The 18,862-nt window shown below is 53.9% G+C and carries 24 protein-coding genes; 22 read left to right on the top strand and 2 right to left on the bottom strand.

Translation table 11 applies throughout. From position 1 onward, the window contains the following. Positions 1–7 precede the first annotated feature (7 nt). From tauB to tauD, 3 genes are read left to right on the top strand one after another with little or no spacing between them, the layout of a single operon-like run. The gene (gene tauB, locus PW844_RS03815) at positions 8–775 is read left to right on the top strand and encodes a taurine ABC transporter ATP-binding subunit (RefSeq protein ID WP_299447566.1); all 768 of its coding nucleotides are present in this window, start codon (positions 8–10) and stop codon (positions 773–775) included. Beyond that, complete coding sequence (tauC, locus tag PW844_RS03810; RefSeq protein ID WP_299447564.1) at positions 772–1,602, top strand: taurine ABC transporter permease TauC; 831 nt, start codon at positions 772–774, stop codon at positions 1,600–1,602. The genes tauB and tauC overlap by 4 nt, the downstream gene beginning before the upstream one ends. Then, positions 1,599–2,438, top strand: a complete 840-nt coding sequence (gene tauD, locus PW844_RS03805; protein WP_299447562.1) for a taurine dioxygenase — start codon at positions 1,599–1,601, stop codon at positions 2,436–2,438. The genes tauC and tauD overlap by 4 nt, the downstream gene beginning before the upstream one ends. A 46-nt stretch (positions 2,439–2,484) precedes the next feature. Here the strand turns inward: tauD and PW844_RS03800 are convergent, their stop codons facing one another. Beyond that, a complete protein-coding gene (locus PW844_RS03800; protein WP_299447559.1) occupies positions 2,485–4,392 on the bottom strand; it encodes an ABC transporter ATP-binding protein in 1,908 nt (635 codons plus the stop codon). 122 nt (positions 4,393–4,514) lie between these two features. Between PW844_RS03800 and kefG the strand changes: the two genes are divergently transcribed. The 4 genes from kefG (at position 4,515) to slyD (ending at position 7,866) form a co-directional block, all read left to right on the top strand. Then, positions 4,515–5,066, top strand: a complete 552-nt coding sequence (kefG, locus tag PW844_RS03795; protein WP_299447556.1) for a glutathione-regulated potassium-efflux system ancillary protein KefG — start codon at positions 4,515–4,517, stop codon at positions 5,064–5,066. Then, positions 5,066–6,871, top strand: a complete 1,806-nt coding sequence (gene kefB, locus PW844_RS03790) for a glutathione-regulated potassium-efflux system protein KefB (protein ID WP_084877371.1) — start codon at positions 5,066–5,068, stop codon at positions 6,869–6,871. The genes kefG and kefB overlap by 1 nt, the downstream gene beginning before the upstream one ends. Positions 6,872–6,911: 40 nt before the next feature. Continuing rightward, complete coding sequence (locus PW844_RS03785; RefSeq protein WP_013510782.1) at positions 6,912–7,106, top strand: YheV family putative zinc ribbon protein; 195 nt, start codon at positions 6,912–6,914, stop codon at positions 7,104–7,106. Positions 7,107–7,302: 196 nt separating this feature from the next. Next, a complete protein-coding gene (gene slyD, locus PW844_RS03780) occupies positions 7,303–7,866 on the top strand; it encodes a peptidylprolyl isomerase (protein WP_299447548.1) in 564 nt (187 codons plus the stop codon). A 32-nt stretch (positions 7,867–7,898) separates the two neighbouring features. On the opposite strand, the gene PW844_RS03775 is transcribed toward slyD, so the two are convergent. Beyond that, a complete protein-coding gene (locus PW844_RS03775) occupies positions 7,899–8,117 on the bottom strand; it encodes a protein SlyX (RefSeq protein WP_299447545.1) in 219 nt (72 codons plus the stop codon). A 272-nt stretch (positions 8,118–8,389) separates the two neighbouring features. Here PW844_RS03775 and fkpA point away from each other — a divergent pair, with 272 nt between their 5' ends. From fkpA to rplW, 15 genes are all read left to right on the top strand, one after another. Continuing rightward, positions 8,390–9,220 (top strand): FKBP-type peptidyl-prolyl cis-trans isomerase, encoded by an 831-nt coding sequence (fkpA, locus tag PW844_RS03770; protein ID WP_299447542.1) that lies wholly within the window; start codon positions 8,390–8,392, stop codon positions 9,218–9,220. Between the two features lie 171 nt (positions 9,221–9,391). Next, a complete protein-coding gene (locus PW844_RS03765; protein WP_084877361.1) occupies positions 9,392–10,114 on the top strand; it encodes a transcriptional regulator in 723 nt (240 codons plus the stop codon). Continuing rightward, the gene (gene tusD, locus PW844_RS03760) at positions 10,114–10,500 is read left to right on the top strand and encodes a sulfurtransferase complex subunit TusD (RefSeq protein WP_299447538.1); all 387 of its coding nucleotides are present in this window, start codon (positions 10,114–10,116) and stop codon (positions 10,498–10,500) included. Before PW844_RS03765 ends, tusD begins: the two co-directional genes overlap by 1 nt. Next, positions 10,500–10,859, top strand: a complete 360-nt coding sequence (gene tusC, locus PW844_RS03755; protein ID WP_299447535.1) for a sulfurtransferase complex subunit TusC — start codon at positions 10,500–10,502, stop codon at positions 10,857–10,859. The genes tusD and tusC overlap by 1 nt, the downstream gene beginning before the upstream one ends. 9 nt (positions 10,860–10,868) lie before the next feature. Continuing rightward, positions 10,869–11,156, top strand: a complete 288-nt coding sequence (gene tusB, locus PW844_RS03750; protein ID WP_299447532.1) for a sulfurtransferase complex subunit TusB — start codon at positions 10,869–10,871, stop codon at positions 11,154–11,156. Between the two features lie 130 nt (positions 11,157–11,286). Further along, positions 11,287–11,661: a 30S ribosomal protein S12 gene (rpsL, locus tag PW844_RS03745; RefSeq protein WP_003852912.1), complete on the top strand. Its 375-nt coding sequence runs from the start codon at positions 11,287–11,289 to the stop codon at positions 11,659–11,661. A gap of 96 nt (positions 11,662–11,757) precedes the next feature. Continuing rightward, positions 11,758–12,228 (top strand): 30S ribosomal protein S7, encoded by a 471-nt coding sequence (gene rpsG, locus PW844_RS03740; RefSeq protein ID WP_084877349.1) that lies wholly within the window; start codon positions 11,758–11,760, stop codon positions 12,226–12,228. Between the two features lie 93 nt (positions 12,229–12,321). Further along, entirely contained in the window at positions 12,322–14,436 is a 2,115-nt protein-coding gene (gene fusA / locus PW844_RS03735; protein WP_084877346.1) for an elongation factor G, read from the top strand. A 70-nt stretch (positions 14,437–14,506) separates the two neighbouring features. Continuing rightward, positions 14,507–15,691 carry an elongation factor Tu gene (gene tuf, locus PW844_RS03730; protein WP_084877335.1) on the top strand — a complete coding sequence of 395 codons (1,185 nt, stop codon included), beginning with the start codon at positions 14,507–14,509 and terminating at the stop codon, positions 15,689–15,691. A 184-nt stretch (positions 15,692–15,875) separates the two neighbouring features. Continuing rightward, on the top strand, positions 15,876–16,070 hold the full coding sequence (bfd, locus tag PW844_RS03725; protein ID WP_013510772.1) for a bacterioferritin-associated ferredoxin: 195 nt from the start codon (positions 15,876–15,878) through the stop codon (positions 16,068–16,070). A 101-nt stretch (positions 16,071–16,171) separates the two neighbouring features. Next, positions 16,172–16,654, top strand: coding sequence for a bacterioferritin (bfr, locus tag PW844_RS03720; RefSeq protein WP_299447511.1), 483 nt, complete (start codon positions 16,172–16,174; stop codon positions 16,652–16,654). Between the two features lie 313 nt (positions 16,655–16,967). After that, positions 16,968–17,279, top strand: coding sequence for a 30S ribosomal protein S10 (gene rpsJ, locus PW844_RS03715; protein WP_001181005.1), 312 nt, complete (start codon positions 16,968–16,970; stop codon positions 17,277–17,279). Between the two features lie 32 nt (positions 17,280–17,311). Then, complete coding sequence (rplC, locus tag PW844_RS03710) at positions 17,312–17,938, top strand: 50S ribosomal protein L3 (RefSeq protein ID WP_084877329.1); 627 nt, start codon at positions 17,312–17,314, stop codon at positions 17,936–17,938. 10 nt (positions 17,939–17,948) lie between these two features. Then, a complete protein-coding gene (rplD, locus tag PW844_RS03705) occupies positions 17,949–18,554 on the top strand; it encodes a 50S ribosomal protein L4 (RefSeq protein ID WP_013510769.1) in 606 nt (201 codons plus the stop codon). Continuing rightward, a complete protein-coding gene (rplW, locus tag PW844_RS03700) occupies positions 18,551–18,853 on the top strand; it encodes a 50S ribosomal protein L23 (protein WP_010618574.1) in 303 nt (100 codons plus the stop codon). Before rplD ends, rplW begins: the two co-directional genes overlap by 4 nt. Positions 18,854–18,862 lie beyond the last annotated feature (9 nt).

Raw genomic sequence — 18,862 nt, 5'->3', positions numbered from 1 at the left:
GGCTCCGATGCTTAGCATCACTCATCTTAATGCGCGTTACGCCGGACAACCTGCGTTGCAGGACATCAACCTGCAACTGGAACAGCGTGAACTGTTGGTGGTGCTGGGACCGTCCGGGTGTGGCAAAACCACGTTACTCAATCTGATCGCCGGTTTTCTGCCGCTGGAATCCGGCAGCATCACGCTGGATGGCAAACCGGTGAACGGGCCGGGTGCCGAACGCGGCGTGGTGTTTCAGAACGAAGGGTTGCTGCCGTGGCGCAATGTGATCGACAACGTCGCCTTCGGTTTGCAACTGGCTGGGATGGCAAAGGCCGATCGTCATGGCATCGCCCGGCGCCTGCTGGGCAAAGTGGGGCTGGAAGGAGCGGAAAAGCGTTTTATCTGGCAGCTCTCTGGGGGTCAACGTCAGCGCGTGGGGATTGCGCGTGCGCTGGCGGCTGATCCTCAGCTGCTGCTGTTAGATGAACCCTTTGGCGCGCTCGATGCTTTTACCCGTGAGCAGATGCAAACCCTGCTGCTGACGCTGTGGCGCGATACCGGCAAACAGATCCTGCTGATTACTCACGACATTGAAGAAGCGGTGTTTCTCGCCAGTGAACTGGTACTGCTGTCGCCAGGGCCTGGGCGAGTAGTGGAACGACTGAAGCTCGATTTTGGGCAGCGTTTTGCCGACGGTGAGCCCTGCCGCAGTATCAAATCCGATCCCGCATTTATTGAACGGCGCGAATACGTGCTGAACCAGGTGTTTGCTCAGCGGGAGGTGTTCGCATGAGTGCGTTAATTGATGATAAAGCGCGTGCGGCACGCCGCCGGAATCTGCGCTGGCCCTTTTCGCGTCAGCTGTCCCTGAGCCTGTTAAGTGTGGCGGTGCTGCTGCTGGTGTGGTGGGGGGTAACGGCGCTGGGCTTGATTGCGCCGCTGTTTCTGCCGCCACCGCAGCTGGTGCTGAAAAAGCTGCTGCTGATTGCCGGTCCACAAGGCTTTATGGATGCCACGCTGTGGCAGCATCTCGGTGCCAGCCTGACGCGGATGCTGGTGGCGCTGTTCTTCGCGGCGCTGATTGGCATTCCGGTAGGGATCGCCATGGGACTGAGCCCGTCGATTCGTGGCCTGCTTGATCCGCTGATTGAACTCTATCGACCGGTGCCGCCGCTGGCTTATCTGCCGCTGATGGTGATCTGGTTCGGCATCGGTGAAACCTCAAAAATCTTACTGATTTACCTGGCGATCTTCGCGCCTGTCACCTTATCGACGCTGGCGGGCGTGAAGAACGCTCAGCAGGTACGTATCCGTGCGGCACAGGCGCTTGGGGCTACGCGCTGGCAATTGCTGCGCTGGGTGATTCTGCCGGGCGCGTTACCGGAAATCCTCACTGGCTTGCGTATTGGTCTCGGCGTCGGCTGGTCAACGCTGGTGGCAGCCGAACTGATTGCTGCCACCCGTGGGCTGGGCTTTATGGTGCAATCGGCGGGCGAGTTCCTGGCAACGGATGTGGTGCTGGCGGGCATCGCGGTGATTGCGTTGATCGCTTTTAGTTTAGAACTGGGTCTGCGCGCCTTGCAGCGCCGTCTGACGCCCTGGAATGGAGAACAGCAATGAACGAACGTGTGACTTTCAGCGCGCTGGGGCCGTATATCGGTGCGCAGGTGAGTGATGTCGATCTCAGCCGCCCGCTGAGCGATGCGCAATTTGAACAGCTTTACCATGGCCTGCTGCGCCATCAGGTGTTGTTCCTGCGTCATCAGGTGATCACGCCCGAGCAGCAGCGCGCGCTGGCAGTGCGCTTTGGTGATTTACATATCCACCCGGTCTATCCGCATGCCACCGGAGTGGAGGAGATCATCGTGCTGGATACGCATCAGGGCAACCCACCCGATAGCGATAACTGGCACACCGATGTGACCTTTATCGAGACCCCTCCGGCGATCGCCATTCTGGCGGCCAAATTGCTGCCGGAAAGCGGCGGCGATACGCTGTGGGCCAGCGGGATTGCGGCGTATGAAGCGTTATCCGAACCGTTTAAAACGCTGCTGGCAGGATTGCAGGCGGAGCATGACTTCAAAAAAGCATTCCAGGAATTTAAATATCGCAAAACGGCTGAAGAACATCAGCGCTGGCAGCAGGCAGTGGCGAAGCACCCGACGGTGCTGCATCCGGTGATCCGTACCCATCCGGTCAGCGGTCGCAAGGCGTTGTTCGTCAACGAAGGATTCACCACGCGGCTGGTTGGGCTAAGCGAGAAGGAGAGTGCGGCGCTGCTCGGTTTCCTGTTTGCGCACATTACCAAACCTGAGTTTCAGGTGCGCTGGCGTTGGCAGGAAAATGATGTGGCGATTTGGGATAACCGCGTGACGCAGCATTATGCCAATGCGGATTATTCTCCGGCGCGCCGGGTGATGCATCGGGCCACCGTGCTAGGCGATAAACCAGTTTAAAACGCCCGTCGTGGCACGATTAATCGTGCCACGACGGAATGCACTGTTATGGCGCAGCCAGCATCTGCTCCAGCTGTTCCTGGGCATCCAGCCAGGCCATTTCCGCTTCTTCCAGCGCCGATTTACTCTCCGCCTGACGTTGCAGCGCGACAGTCAGATCCGCTTTGCGGTTTTGGTCGTAAATAGCGCTGTCGGACAGCAGCTGCTCGGCTTCGCTCAGCTGGCTCTGCCACTTCGTCATCTGTTTTTCGAGTTTCTCAATCTCTTTGCGTAGTGGCTGCGTCTGTGCGCGCAGTTCCGCATCACGACGCTTCTGATCTTTACGGGCCTGGGCGCTGTTGCCGCTTTCCTGCTTTGGTGCGGCATCCTGCTGCGCCTGCTGTTTTTGCAGGTCGCTCAGCCACTGCTGATAATCCTCAAGATCCCCTTCGAAGATATCCACTTTGCGATCGTGTACCAGGTACAAATCATCGGTAGTGGCGCGCAGCAAATGGCGGTCATGCGAGACCACCACCAGCGCACCTTCAAAATCAATCAGCGCCTCGGTTAATGCCTGGCGCATATCGAGATCGAGGTGGTTCGTTGGTTCATCAAGCAGCAACAGGTTCGGACGCTGCCAGACAATCAACGCCAGCACCAGACGCGCTTTTTCACCACCGGAGAAACGCTCAGTCACTTCGCTGACTTTATCGCCCTGGAAGCCAAAGCCGCCGAGGTAATCACGCAACTGCTGCTCCAGCGTTTTCGGCGCAAGGCGCGCCAGATGCTGCAACGGCGACTCGTCGGCACGCAGGAATTCCAGCTGGTGCTGGGCGAAGTAACCCAGCTTGATCCCTTTCGCCAGCCCAATTTCACCCGCCAGTGGGGTTAACTCGCCTGCCAGCAGTTTGATTAAGGTGGATTTACCCGCGCCGTTGCGCCCCAGCAGGCCAATACGTGAGCCGGGTACCAGGTTAAGTTTGATGGCGTCGAGAATGATGCGTTCACCGTAGCCTGCGGTCACTTTCTCCATTTTCAGCAGGGGATTGGGCAGGCTTTCTGGTGCACGGAAGCTGAAGCTGAATGGGTTATCGACGTGCGCGGGCGCAATCAGTTCCATGCGCTCCAGCATCTTGATGCGGCTCTGCGCCTGCTTCGCTTTGGTGGCCTGGGCGCGGAAACGATCGATATAGCTTTGCAGGTGCGCCACTTTCTCCTGCTGGCTTTGATACAGCGCCTGCTGCTGCGCCAGTTTGGCGACGCGCTGACGCTCGAACGAACTGTAGTTGCCGGTGTATTCAAACATCGTCTGTTGTTCGATGTGGATGATCTTATCCACCACCGGATCGAGGAAGTCGCGGTCATGCGAAATCAGGATCAGCGTGCCTTCGTAGCTTTTTAACCAGCGTTCCAGCCAGATCACCGCATCGAGGTCGAGGTGGTTAGTCGGTTCATCGAGCAGCAGTAAATCAGAACGACACACCAGCGCCTGCGCGAGGTTAAGACGCATGCGCCAGCCGCCGGAGAAGTCGCTCACCGGACGCTGGAGCTGCTCCTGGGAGAAGCCGAGACCGTGCAGCAAGCTGGAGGCGCGTGCCGGGATACTCCATGCCTGGATCGCATCCAGTTTACCGTGCAGCAGCGCGATAGCGTTGCCATCGTTACGTGCGTTGGCATCGGCTAATTCAGATTCCAGCTGGCGATATTCGCGGTCGCCGTCGATAACATATTCCAGCGCGGCTTTACTGAGCGCTGGGGTTTCCTGATTGACCCAGGCCAGCGCCCAGTTACCAGGGAAGGTGGCGCTACCGGCATCACTGCTCATTTCACCTTTGAGCAGCGACAACAGCGTGGATTTGCCGCAGCCGTTTTTGCCCACCAGACCCACTTTCTGGCCGGGGTTGATGGTTGCGGTAGCGTTATCCAGCAGCACGTTGGTGCCGCGGCGAATTTGTAACGAGGAAAAGACAATCATAAGCGCCGTATCGTCAGAATATGTTAATTTACTGGCAACATAATTAGATGAACTGTTTAGTTGCGTCGAGCATGGTAGCGGAATTCCTGCGCTGTGACGATGCTTTGCTTTGGAGGGGAACGATGTCGCAGCCACCCAAAATCCTGCTGCTTTACGCCCATCCGGAATCACAGGATTCGATTGCCAATCGGGTTTTGCTGCAGTCGGCTATGGAACTGGACCACGTCACGGTACACGATTTATACGCCCACTATCCGGATTTCTTTATTGATATTCACTACGAGCAACAACTGCTGCGCGAACATCAAATCGTGGTTTTCCAGCATCCACTGTATACCTACAGCTGCCCGGCACTGCTGAAAGAGTGGCTGGACCGGGTGCTGTCTCGCGGCTTCGCCAGTGGCGTAGATGGCAATGCGCTGGAGGGGAAATACTGGCGCAGCGTCGTCACCACCGGCGAGCCGGAAACCGCCTATCATCAGCATGGCCTCAATCGTTACCCGATGAGCGACATCATGCGTCCGTTTGAGCTGACGGCGCAGATGTGCCGTATGCATTGGATGACGCCGATGGTGATCTACTGGGCGCGACGCCAGACGCCGGAGGTATTGCGTCATTTTGCCCAGGCTTACAGCGACTGGCTCTCGTCACCGCTGCCGCAGGGAGGTGTGTAATGGAAGGACAAACGCTGCTTACGGCCGGTGTCATCTATCTGGTGGCGGCGGTGCTGATCGTCCCGATTGCGGCACGACTGGGCATCGGCGCGGTGCTGGGTTATCTGCTGGCAGGTATTGCCATCGGGCCGTGGGGATTGGGTTTTATCAGCGACGTGGACGAGATTCTGCACTTCTCTGAACTCGGCGTCGTATTCCTGATGTTTATCATCGGCCTGGAACTGAACCCGGCGAAACTCTGGGCGCTGCGGCGGTCGATTTTTGGTGTGGGTGCGGCTCAGGTGTTGATCTCTGCGGCGATTCTCGGGGTGCTGCTATGGCTGACCGATTTCTCCTGGCAGGCGGCAGTGATTGGCGGTATCGGCCTGGCAATGTCCTCGACGGCGATGGCACTGCAATTAATGCGTGATAAAGGCATGAATCGCAGCGAAGCCGGGCAGCTGGGTTTCTCGGTGCTGCTGTTCCAGGATTTAGCGGTGATCCCGGCGTTGGCGCTGGTGCCGCTGCTGGCGGGAGGAGGCGACAGCGGTCATGTAGACTGGCTGAAAGTCGGCATGAAGGTGCTGGCATTCGCCGGGATGCTGATTGGTGGCCGTTTTCTGCTGCGCCCGATTTTCCGCTTTATTGCTGCCTCCGGCGTGCGCGAAGTCTTTACCGCAGCCTCGTTACTGCTGGTGCTTGGCTCGGCGTTGTTTATGGATGCGCTGGGCCTGTCGATGGCGCTGGGGACTTTTATCGCCGGTATTCTGCTGGCGGAAAGTGAGTATCGCCATGAGCTGGAAGTGGCGATCGAACCCTTTAAAGGACTGCTGCTGGGGCTGTTCTTTATCTCCGTCGGTATGGCGCTGAATCTCGGCGTGCTCTACACCCACATCCTCGAAATCGTGCTTGGCGTGGTGATTCTGGTGGTAGTGAAAATTCTGGTGCTGTATGTGCTGGCGCGGGTTTATGGTCTGCGCAGTTCGGAGCGTCAGCAGTTTGCCGGGGTACTCAGCCAGGGCGGAGAGTTTGCCTTCGTGCTATTTTCGGCCGCGGCATCGGCAAAGCTGTTTAGCGGCGATCAATTGCCGCTGCTGCTGGTGACGGTGACGTTGTCGATGATGACCACACCGCTGTTGATGCAGGGCATTGATCGTCTGCTGGCACGTCGCTTTAATGAACCGGATGACAACAGCGAGAAGCCGTTTGTCGAAGATGATCAGCCGCAGGTGATTGTGGTGGGCTTTGGTCGTTTCGGCCAGGTGGTTGGCCGTTTGCTGATGGCGAATAACAAGCGTATCACGGTACTGGAGCGCGATATCTCAGCAGTTAGCCTGATGCGTAAATATGGCTACAAGGTTTACTATGGTGATGCTACCGAGCTGGAGCTGTTGCGCGCTGCGGGAGCGGCGACGGCACAATCCATCGTCATCACCTGTAATGAACCGGAAGATGCCATGACGATTGTGCATCTTTGCCAGCAGCATTTTCCGCAGTTGCAGATCCTCGCCCGGGCGCGTGGTCGTGTGGAAGCCCATGAACTGATTCAGGCGGGCGTGACGTTGTTCTCGCGTGAAACCTTCTCCAGTGCGCTGGAGTTGGGACGCAAAGCGCTGATCTCGCTGGGGATGCATCCACACCAGGCGCAACGTGCTCAACATCATTTCCGCCGTCTGGATATGCGTATGCTGCGTGAACTGGTGCCCAATCAGACGGACAGCGCAACGGTTTCACGCGTGCGTGAGGCGCGTCGCGAGCTGGAAGATATCTTCCAGCGTGAAATGCAGCATGAAAAACGTCAGTTTGATGGCTGGGATGATGAGTAACTACACTTACCTTATCCGTTGATGACGGGCAGGAAACAGTATGCGTAAACGTTTTATTGCTGGTGCGGTATGTCCGCACTGTCAGCAGAAAGACACGCTGGCGATGTGGCGTGAAAACAATGTGGATGTGGTGGAGTGCGTGAAGTGCGGCCATCAGATGCGTGAAGCGGATAAGCAGGTGCGCGATCAGGTTCGCAGTCAGGAACAGGTGATCGGCATTTTTCATCCCGAGTAGCGCAATGGCGCAGCTTTTTTTAAGCTTAAACTTACAGCGGGATTGAATTCCGCTACAATCGGCGCCATTAACGCTGAGCAGAATGCGGCATTGCGTTGTCAGCATCCTCAGTCTTGAACCTTTCTGGTTGGTGTTTTTGCTCGCAAAAATGGACCAATGAGACGGGATTCGCAGTTCTCAACGGTTAGGAGATATCATGAAAGTAGCAAAAGACCTGGTGGTGAGCCTGGCGTATCAGGTTCGTACCGAAGACGGTGTGTTGGTCGACGAGTCACCGGTGAGCGCGCCGTTGGACTATCTGCACGGCCATGGTTCCCTGATTTCTGGTCTGGAAAAAGCACTGGAAAATCATGTGCCAGGTGACAAGTTTGACGTGCATATCCCGGCAAACGACGCTTACGGTCAGTATGATGACAACCTGGTGCAGCGTGTACCGAAAGACGTATTTATGGGCGTTGACGAACTGCAGGTTGGCATGCGCTTCCTGGCAGAAACCGATCAGGGTCCGGTACCGGTTGAAATTACCGAAGTGGAAGACGAGCACGTGGTGGTTGATGGTAACCACATGCTGGCGGGTCAGAACCTGAACTTCAACGTGGAAGTGGTGGCGATTCGTGAAGCAACACCGGAAGAACTGGCTCACGGCCACGTTCACGGTGAGCACGGCCATGATCACGACCACGACCATGATCACGACCACGGTCATGAACACGGTAAAGGCGGCTGCGGCGGCCACGGTGGTTGCGGTTGTAACCACTAAGAATCAAGGCCACCCTCGCGGTGGCCTTTTCTTTAGTAGTGCGGGGGTGGCGTCTCTTCCGATTGCGACGCAATCATGGATGGCGCGGCGGCCTTAACCTTATCAACCAGCAGACGCACCTGCTCACGCAGTTTGCTCATCTCCAGTTCATGATGAACCACCGTCTGATTGAGTTGATCTATGGTGTGTTCCTGAAAAGCCAGCTTGCTCTCCAGCGCCTCAAGGCGTTGCTCCCATTCTGATTGTTGCATCACCACTCCTCGAATTACGGTGCTTCTCGCGTGTCGGCCGGGATTCTAAGTCTTTTGCTGCAGAATAACCCGATTTTTCACCAGAATTGGCCAGGATGCTTGAATGGGGACATTATGCCACCATCTCTGATGAAACTTCCTGATGCAAAAAAGGTCAGAGGTTGACCGGATTATTACGTTGTGGGAGTGTTCGCCGCTGCCACGTAAAGTTATAGTGTGGGCCACAGTCCGCAATGATTCCCGGGGCGAGAGGCTTCGGTTTTGGAGAAAGGATGAAATCACTGTTTAAAGTCACATTGTTAGCTACCACTATGGCCGTCGTGCTGAACGCGCCGCTGGCAATGGCAGCAGAAGCTACCACTGCGCCGGCAGATGCTGCTCAGGCCGCGCCGCAGGCACCGAAAAATGCTGCCTTCAAAAATGAAGATCAGCAATCAGCCTATGCGCTGGGCGCGTCCCTGGGTCGCTACATGGACAACTCTCTGAAGGAACAAGAGAAACTGGGTATCAAACTGGACAAACAACAGCTGATCGCTGGTGTTCAGGATGCATTTGGCGGTAAGAGCAAACTCTCTGATGAAGAGATTGAACAAACCCTGCAGGCATTTGAAGGCCGCGTGAAAGGTGCTGCCCAGGCGAAGATGGAAAAAGACGCGAAAGAGAACGCCGATAAAGGCACCGCTTTTGCTGACAAATTCGCCAAAGAAAAAGGCGTGAAGAAAACCGAATCTGGCCTGCTCTATCAGGTTGAGAAAGAAGGCACCGGTGACGCGCCTAAAGACAGTGATACTGTCGTTGTGAACTACAAAGGTACGCTGATTGATGGTACCGAGTTCGACAACTCCTACACCCGTGGCGAGCCGCTGTCGTTCCGTCTGGATGGCGTCATCCCTGGCTGGACTGAAGGCCTGAAGCACGTGAAGAAAGGCGGCAAGATCAAGCTGGTCATTCCACCGCAACTGGCTTACGGTAAAAACGGCGTGCCGGGTATTCCGGCTAACTCTACGCTGGTGTTTGATGTTGAACTGCTCGATATCAAACCGGCGCCAAAAGCCGATGAGAAAACCCAGGCTCCAGCTGCTGCTGATCAGAAAGCACAGTAATTTGCCAGCCGCCGCCCCCAGGGGCGGCGGTTTCATTTCCGCCTTATGACAAAGCTCTGGCATAAGCACTCGACATTTGCCAGACTAACGCCTGCACAACTACTACTATCAAAAAATGAGTCTGCCCAGAGCTGCCGTGACAGGCTCCAGCCATTTAGGGTGATGTCTTCGATGTCTAATCCATTCAATCCCGGTGAACTGACTGACTTCGATTTACTGGAGCAACGTCCGTTTGAGCAAGCAGACTACGATATTCTGAAATCTTACGAGGCCGTGGTCGATGGCCTGGCGATGCTGATTGGCTCGCACTGTGAAATCGTGCTGCATTCGCTGGAAGATTTAAAATGCTCTGCGGTGCGCATCGCGAATGGCGAGCACACCGGACGTAAAGTCGGATCGCCGATAACCGACCTGGCACTGCGCATGCTGCACGATATGCACGGTGCAGACAGCAATGTCTCAAAAGCTTACTTCACCCGCGCCAAAAGTGGTGTGCTGATGAAGTCGGTCACGATTGCGATTCGCAATCGCCAGCAGCGGGTGATTGGCCTGCTGTGTATCAATATGAACCTCGATGTGCCGTTCTCGCAGATTATGTCGACTTTTATGCCGCCAGAGATGCAGCAGGTCGATTCCAATGTGAACTTTGCCAGTTCGGTTGAAGACCTGGTGACGCAGACGCTGGAGTTCACCATTGAAGAAGTGAGCGCCGATCGCAACGTGTCGAACAACGCCAAGAATCGTCAGGTGGTCCTCAATCTGTATGAAAAGGGGATTTTCGATATTAAAGATGCGATTAACCAGGTTGCCGATCGCCTCAATATTTCTAAGCACACGGTGTATCTCTATATTCGCCAGTTCAAGAGTGGTGACTTTCAGGGCCAGGATCGTTAATGCGCTATACCTTGCTGGTAACCGGTCCGGCTTATGGCACACAACATGCAAGCAGCGCGTTGCTGTTTGCCCGGGCGTTGCTACAGGGCGGGCATCAGCTGGAAAGCGTGTTTTTCTATCGTGAAGGTGTACTCAACGCGAATCAGCTTACTGCTCCGGCCAGCGATGAAGTGGATCTGGTACGTGAGTGGCAGCAGTTACATCAGGCGCATGGCGTGGCGTTGAATATCTGTGTGGCGGCGGCGTTGCGGCGTGGCGTCACTGACGCTCAGGAAGCGGCACGATTGCAGCTGGCGGGCAGCAACCTGCAAGCTGGCTTTGTTTTAAGTGGGCTGGGGGCATTGGCGGAAGCCGTGCTAACCTGTGACCGTCTGGTGCAATTCTGATGAATTCTGTCGCTTTTCTCTTTACCCAATCGCCCCATGGCAGCAGTGCTGGCAGAGAAGGGCTGGATGCGGTGCTGGCCACGGCAGCGCTGAGTGAGAACATTGCGTTGTTTTTTATTGGCGATGGAGTGCTGCAACTGAATTGCCATCAGCAACCTGAGACAATTCTGGCGCGCAACTATATCGCCACTTTTGGCGTGCTGGCGCTCTACGATATCGATCAGTGCTTTGTCTGCGAAGAGTCACTGCTGGCGCGTGGGCTGCATGCGACGTCACCGCGTGTGATGGCAGCAACGGTGCTGGATACGCCAACCCTGCGCCAGAAACTGGCGACTTATCACCGTATCATTCGTTTCTGAGACTTCATCATGCTGTACACGCTCATGCATTCCCCCTGGCAATGCGATATCGACACCTTACTGCTACTGCTGCAGAAGGAAGACGATCTGTTGCTGCTTCAGGATGGCGTCACGGCAGCTTTGTCAGGCAGTACCATGCTTAAAAAGCTGCTTAATTCCCCGGCCACGGTGTGGGTACTGCGGGAAGATGTGGTGGCACGCGGCCTGGTTGCGCAAATTTCGACCAGTCTATCCTGTGTGGACTATACTGAATTCGTTGCTTTAACGGCGAAGCACCAACAGCAAATAGCCTGGTAACACGCTTTAACCTGGTTATTTCTTGACACCCTTTTGACACAGCCCTAAAATTCTGCCTCCTCGTAGTAATGCGAGGCGATTTATTACGTGTTTACGAAGCAAAAGCTAAAGCAAATCCAGGAGCTATTTAATGGCAACAGTTAACCAGCTGGTTCGCAAACCACGCGTCCGCAAAGTTGCAAAGAGCAACGTGCCGGCGCTGGAAGCTTGCCCGCAAAAACGTGGTGTTTGTACTCGTGTGTACACCACTACCCCGAAAAAACCTAACTCAGCGCTGCGTAAAGTATGCCGTGTGCGTCTGACCAACGGTTTCGAAGTGACTTCCTACATCGGTGGTGAAGGTCACAACCTGCAGGAGCACTCCGTGATCCTGATCCGTGGCGGTCGTGTTAAAGACCTGCCAGGTGTGCGTTACCACACCGTTCGTGGCGCGCTGGACTGCTCAGGTGTTAAAGACCGTAAGCAGGCTCGCTCCAAGTATGGCGTGAAGAAGCCAAAGGCTTAATGGTTCTCCGTTAAGTAAGGCCAAACGTTTTAACTTAAATGTCAAACTAAACTCGTAGAGTTTTGGACAATCCTGAATTAACAACGGAGTATTTCCATGCCACGTCGTCGCGTCATTGGTCAGCGTAAAATTCTGCCGGATCCTAAGTTCGGATCAGAGCTGCTGGCTAAATTTGTAAATATCCTGATGGTTGATGGTAAAAAATCAACTGCAGAATCAATCGTTTATACCGCTCTTGAGACCCTGGCTCAACGTTCTGGTAAAAACGCCCTGGAAGCTTTTGATGTTGCCCTCGAAAACGTGCGCCCGACTGTAGAAGTTAAGTCTCGCCGTGTTGGTGGTTCAACTTATCAGGTTCCAGTTGAAGTCCGTCCGGTCCGTCGTAATGCTCTGGCAATGCGTTGGATCGTAGATGCTGCTCGTAAACGCGGTGATAAATCTATGGCTCTGCGCCTGGCGAACGAACTTTCTGACGCTGCAGAAAACAAAGGTACTGCAGTTAAGAAACGTGAAGACGTTCACCGTATGGCAGAAGCCAACAAGGCGTTCGCACACTACCGCTGGTAATGACCACGTAGTTGTTGTTAAACCAGCGGGCGCTCGAACAGCCAACCCGCTGGGGTCGACTAACTTTGAACGTCCGAGAATCAGAGGAATCAAATGGCTCGTACAACACCCATTGCGCGCTACCGTAACATCGGTATCAGCGCACACATTGACGCCGGTAAAACTACTACTACCGAACGTATCCTGTTCTACACCGGTGTTAACCACAAAATCGGTGAAGTGCATGATGGCGCAGCGACCATGGACTGGATGGCCCAGGAGCAGGAGCGTGGTATTACTATCACCTCTGCAGCGACTACCGCATTCTGGTCTGGTATGGCTAAGCAGTTTGAGCCGCACCGCATCAACATCATCGACACCCCGGGACACGTTGACTTCACCATCGAAGTAGAACGTTCCATGCGTGTGCTCGACGGCGCAGTAATGGTTTACTGTGCAGTAGGTGGCGTGCAGCCGCAGTCTGAAACCGTATGGCGTCAGGCTAACAAATATAAAGTTCCACGCATTGCGTTCGTTAACAAAATGGACCGCATGGGTGCAAACTTCCTGAAAGTTGTAGGCCAGATTGAAAGCCGTCTGGGCGCGACTCCGGTACCTCTGCAGCTGGCTATCGGCGCAGAAGAACACTTCACCGGTGTTGTTGACCTGATCAAAATGAAAGCCATCAACTGGAACGATGAAGATCAGGGCGTTACCTTCGTTTACGAAGATATCCCGGCTAACATGCAGGAACTGGCTGAAGAATGGCGCCAGAAACTGATCGAGTCTGCTGCTGAAGCTTCTGACGAGCTGATGGAGAAATTCTTTGGTGGCGAAGAGCTGTCTGAAGAAGAGATCAAATCTGCTCTGCGTAAGCGCGTTCTGAATAACGAAATCATCCTGGTTACCTGTGGTTCTGCATTTAAGAACAAAGGTGTTCAGGCGATGCTGGATGCAGTTGTTGAGTACCTGCCGGCTCCGACCGACGTACCTGCAATCAACGGCATGCTGGATGATGGCAAAGACACCCCGGCTGAGCGTCACGCAAGTGATGACGAGCCGTTCTCTGCTCTGGCGTTCAAAATCGCAACTGACCCGTTCGTTGGTAACCTGACGTTCTTCCGCGTGTACTCTGGTGTGGTTAACTCCGGTGACACCGTACTGAACTCAGTGAAATCTGCACGTGAGCGTTTTGGTCGTATCGTTCAGATGCACGCCAACAAACGTGAAGAGATCAGCGAAGTTCGTGCAGGTGACATCGCCGCTGCTATCGGTCTGAAAGACGTTATCACCGGTGACACCCTGTGTGATCCGAACAACGTGATCATTCTGGAGCGTATGGAGTTCCCTGAGCCGGTAATCTCTATCGCTGTTGAGCCGAAAACCAAAGCTGACCAGGAAAAAATGGGTCTGGCTCTGGGTCGTCTGGCGAAAGAAGACCCGTCATTCCGCGTATGGACTGACGAAGAGTCTAACCAGACCATCATCGCTGGTATGGGTGAGCTGCACCTCGACATCATCGTTGACCGTATGAAGCGTGAATTCAACGTTGAAGCGAACGTAGGTAAACCTCAGGTTGCTTACCGTGAAGCGATCCGCGCGAAAGTTACCGATGTTGAAGGTAAACACGCGAAACAGTCTGGTGGTCGTGGTCAGTATGGTCATGTTGTGATCGACATGTACCCGCTGGAGCCTGGTTCGAACCCGAAAGGTTACGAATTCATCAACGACATTAAAGGTGGTGTGATTCCTGGTGAATACATCCCTGCCGTTGATAAAGGCATCCAGGAGCAGCTGAAATCTGGTCCGCTGGCTGGTTATCCGGTAGTAGACCTGGGTGTGCGTCTGCACTTCGGTTCTTACCATGATGTCGACTCCTCAGAGCTGGCATTTAAACTGGCTGCTTCTATCGCCTTCAAACAAGGCTTTAAGCAAGCGAAACCTGTTCTGCTTGAGCCGATCATGAAGGTTGAAGTAGAGACTCCGGAAGAGCACACCGGTGACGTTATCGGTGACCTGAGCAGACGTCGTGGTATGCTTAAAGGGCAGGAATCTAACGCTACTGGTGTTGAGATTCACGCTGAGGTTCCGCTGTCTGAAATGTTCGGATACGCAACCCAACTGCGTTCTCTGACCAAAGGCCGTGCTTCTTACTCCATGGAGTTCCTGAAGTACGATGATGCGCCGAACAACGTCGCTCAGGCCGTTATTGAAGCTCGTGGCAAATAAGGCTACGGTTTAAAAATTGTGAACAGATGCCTCTATCCTTGATAGAGGCATAACAGTAAGGATTATCGCCATGGCGAAAGAGCAATTTCAACGTAACAAACTGCACGTAAACGTGGGCACCATCGGTCACGTTGACCACGGTAAAACCACTCTGACTGCTGCGATCACCACCGTTCTGGCTAAAACCTACGGCGGCCAGGCTCGTGCATTTGACCAGATCGACAACGCGCCGGAAGAGAAGGCTCGTGGTATCACCATCAACACTTCACACGTTGAGTATGAAACCCCGACTCGCCACTACGCGCACGTTGACTGCCCGGGCCACGCCGACTACGTGAAAAACATGATCACCGGTGCTGCTCAGATGGATGGCGCAATCCTGGTTGTTGCTGCGACTGACGGCCCGATGCCGCAGACCCGTGAGCACATCCTGCTGGGTCGTCAGGTTGGCGTTCCTTACATCATCGTGTTCCTGAACAAGTGTGACATGGTTGATGACGAAGAGCTGCTGGAACTGGTTGAGATGGAAGTTCGTGACCTGCTGTCACAGTACGACTTCCCGGGCGACGACACTCCGATCGTTCGTGGTTCAGCTCTGAAAGCGCTGGAAGGCGAAGCAGAGTGGGAAGCGAAAATCGTTGAGCTGGCTGGTCACCTGGATACTTACATCCCGGATCCGGTTCGTGCCATCGACCTGCCGTTCCTGCTGCCGATCGAAGACGTATTCTCAATCTCTGGCCGTGGTACCGTTGTTACCGGTCGTGTTGAGCGCGGTATCGTGAAAGTCGGCGACGAAGTTGAAATCGTTGGTATCAAAGCGACTGCAAAATCAACCTGTACTGGCGTTGAAATGTTCCGCAAACTGCTGGATCAGGGTCAGGCTGGTGAAAACTGTGGTGTTCTGCTGCGCGGTATCAAGCGTGAAGACATCCAGCGTGGTCAGGTACTGGCTAAGCCGGGTACCATCAAGCCGCACACTCAGTTCGAATCAGAAGTGTACGTACTGTCTAAAGACGAAGGCGGCCGTCATACTCCGTTCTTCAAAGGCTACCGTCCTCAGTTCTACTTCCGTACAACTGACGTAACCGGTTCAGTAGAACTGCCGGAAGGCGTAGAGATGGTAATGCCGGGCGACAACATCAAAATGGTTGTTACCCTGATTCACCCGATCGCGATGGACGAAGGTCTGCGCTTCGCAATCCGCGAAGGCGGCCGTACCGTTGGTGCGGGCGTTGTTGCTAAAGTTATCGCTTAATTGTGTTAACACAGATGGCCGCTTCGGTAGCCATCTGAGCAATTGAAAAAGAGCACTTCGGTGCTCTTTTTTTATGCTGAAAATTCCTCTCAGATTGATGCTAATCCCACACAAAATCCAGGTTTGAAATAAAAACCATTCTCATTTACACTTTGATCAGAAATTGTACTGGAGTCCGTAGTGAATGTACGTCTGTCTGTGTAATGCCGTGAGTGATAAAACCCTCCGTGAGGTGGTTCGCCGCTATCAGCCCAAATCTATTCAGCATTTGCGCCAGCTGGTTCCTATTGGAAAACAGTGCGGTAAATGCATTCGCGCCGCGCGTGAGATTATGGATGATGAATTGCAGCAGGTGCCGCTGTACAAAGAAATTGCCTGATACCTGGCCTGCCTGGGTAATAACCACAAAAACTGTCGCGTTTTTTTGACTTCTTTTTATCCGCATCTACGCTCTAATTAACTGGAAGCGGAGGAAGCGAAATGAAGGGCGACACTAAAATCATAAATCATCTCAACAAATTGCTGGGGAATGAGCTGGTTGCAATCAATCAGTACTTTCTTCATGCGCGCATGTTCAAAAACTGGGGTCTGATACGCCTCAACGATGTTGAATACCACGAATCCATTGATGAAATGAAGCATGCGGACAAGTACATTGAACGCATTCTGTTTCTTGAAGGGATTCCTAATCTGCAGGATCTGGGGCGGTTGCGCATTGGTGAAGATGTACCGGAAATGCTGCAATCTGACCTGGCACTGGAACTGGAAGGTGCGAAGGACCTGCGCGAAGCGATTGCCTATGCGGATAAAGTTCACGATTACGTCAGCCGCGATATGATGATCGAAATCCTGGCGGATGAAGAACACCATATTGACTACCTGGAGACCGAGCTGGAACTGATTAATAAAATCGGGATTCAGAATTACCTGCAGGCACAAATCAAAGAGGAGGGCGACAGCTAAGCTGATTGCTTTCCCTGGATAATCGAGCCCGCAGCGATCTGTGATCGTTGCGGGTTTTTCTTTATCGCACCATTGCCTGTTCTGGTTAAAAACGCATCACGGCTTGCTTCCTGTACAAATTTGCGTATAATGCGCGGGCCTGCCAATATTGGCTGGCGCGATTCGAGCAGAATCGCAGGTGGCTGTAAGTTAGGTCGCCTGACAATACTCCCAATTGGGGAGTTATATGCTGAACGATTACACTCCCCCATCAATCGTAATGGGTGCGGGTAGTAATTTTTTTCGTTTATAAAATGTTTGGAGCTCTGGTCTCATGCAGAACCAAAGAATCCGTATCCGTCTTAAAGCGTTTGATCATCGCCTGATCGATCAATCAACCGCGGAAATCGTTGAGACTGCCAAGCGCACTGGTGCGCAGGTACGTGGTCCGATCCCGCTGCCGACTCGCAAAGAGCGCTTCACAGTTCTGATCTCTCCGCACGTTAACAAAGATGCGCGTGATCAGTACGAAATCCGCACTCACAAGCGTCTGGTAGACATCGTTGAGCCAACTGAAAAAACCGTTGATGCTCTGATGCGTCTGGATCTGGCTGCCGGTGTAGACGTGCAGATCAGCCTGGGTTAATCAGGTCATCGAGCGATTGAGAGGTTGAAACAATGATTGGTTTAGTCGGTAAAAAAGTGGGCATGACTCGCATCTTCACTGAAGATGGCGTTTCTATCCCCGTCACCGTAATCGAAGTTGAAGCAAACCGCGTTACCCAGGTCAAAGGTCTGGAGAATGATGGTTACCAGGCGATCCAGGTTACCACCGGTGCTAAAAAAGCTAACCGTGTGACCAAACCGGAAGCAGGTCATTTTGCTAAAGCTGGCGTTGAAGCTGGCCGTGGTCTGTGGGAATTCCGCACCGAAGGTGAAGAATACTCAGTAGGCCAGAGCATCAGTGTTGAAATCTTCGCTGAAGTTAAAAAAGTAGACGTAACCGGTACCTCTAAAGGTAAAGGTTTCGCAGGTACCGTTAAGCGCTGGAACTTCCGTACCCAGGACGCGACACACGGTAACTCCTTGTCTCACCGCGTACCGGGTTCTATCGGTCAGAACCAGACTCCGGGCAAAGTGTTCAAAGGCAAGAAAATGGCTGGTCAGCTGGGTAATGAGCGCGTAACCGTTCAGAGCCTGGAAGTGGTACGTGTTGACGCTGAGCGCAACCTGCTGCTGGTGAAAGGTGCAGTTCCGGGTGCGACCGGTAGCGACCTGATCGTTAAACCGGCTGTGAAGGCGTAAGGGGATAGCAATGGAATTAGTATTGAAAGACGCGCAGAGCGCGCTGACTGTTTCCGAAACTACCTTCGGTCGTGATTTCAACGAAGCGCTGGTTCACCAGGTTGTTGTTGCCTACGCTGCAGGTGCTCGTCAGGGTACTCGCGCGCAGAAAACTCGTGCCGAAGTAACTGGTTCAGGCAAAAAGCCGTGGCGCCAGAAAGGTACCGGCCGTGCGCGTTCAGGTTCTATCAAGAGCCCGATCTGGCGTTCAGGTGGCGTGACCTTCGCTGCACGTCCGCAGGACCACAGTCAAAAAGTTAACAAAAAGATGTACCGCGGCGCGCTGAAAAGCATCCTGTCCGAGCTGGTACGTCAGGACCGTCTGATCGTTGTCGAGTCGTTCTCTGTTGAAGCACCTAAAACCAAGCTGCTGGCACAGAAACTGAAAGACATGGCGCTGGAAGACGTGCTGATCATCACCGGTGAACTGGATGAGAATCTGTTCCTGGCTGCGCGTAACCTGTACAAGGTTGACGTGCGTGATGCAGCGGGTATCGACCCAGTTAGCCTGATCGCCTTCGACAAAGTCGTTATGACTGCTGAAGCAGTTAAGCAAGTTGAGGAGATGCTGGCATGATCCGTGAAGAACGTCTGCTGAAAGTACTGCGCGCGCCGCACGTATCTGAAAAAGCATCTACCGCGATGGAAAAAACCAATACCATCGTTCTCAAAGTTGCTAAAGACGCGACCAAAGCAGAGATCGTTGCTGCTGTTGAGAAACTGTTCGAAGTAGAAGTTAAAGACGTAAACACCCTGGTTGTTAAGGGCAAAGTTAAGCGTCACGGACAGCGTATCGGTCGTCGTAGCGACTGGAAAAAAGCTTACGTCACCCTGAAAGAAGGCCAGAATCTGGACTTCGTCGGCGGCGCTGAGTAAGTCGGAGGA

The organism is Pantoea sp., from assembly GCF_028283705.1.
In the GTDB taxonomy this organism is placed as follows: domain Bacteria; phylum Pseudomonadota; class Gammaproteobacteria; order Enterobacterales; family Enterobacteriaceae; genus Pantoea.
This window is presented reverse-complemented; position numbering and strand designations above follow the sequence as displayed.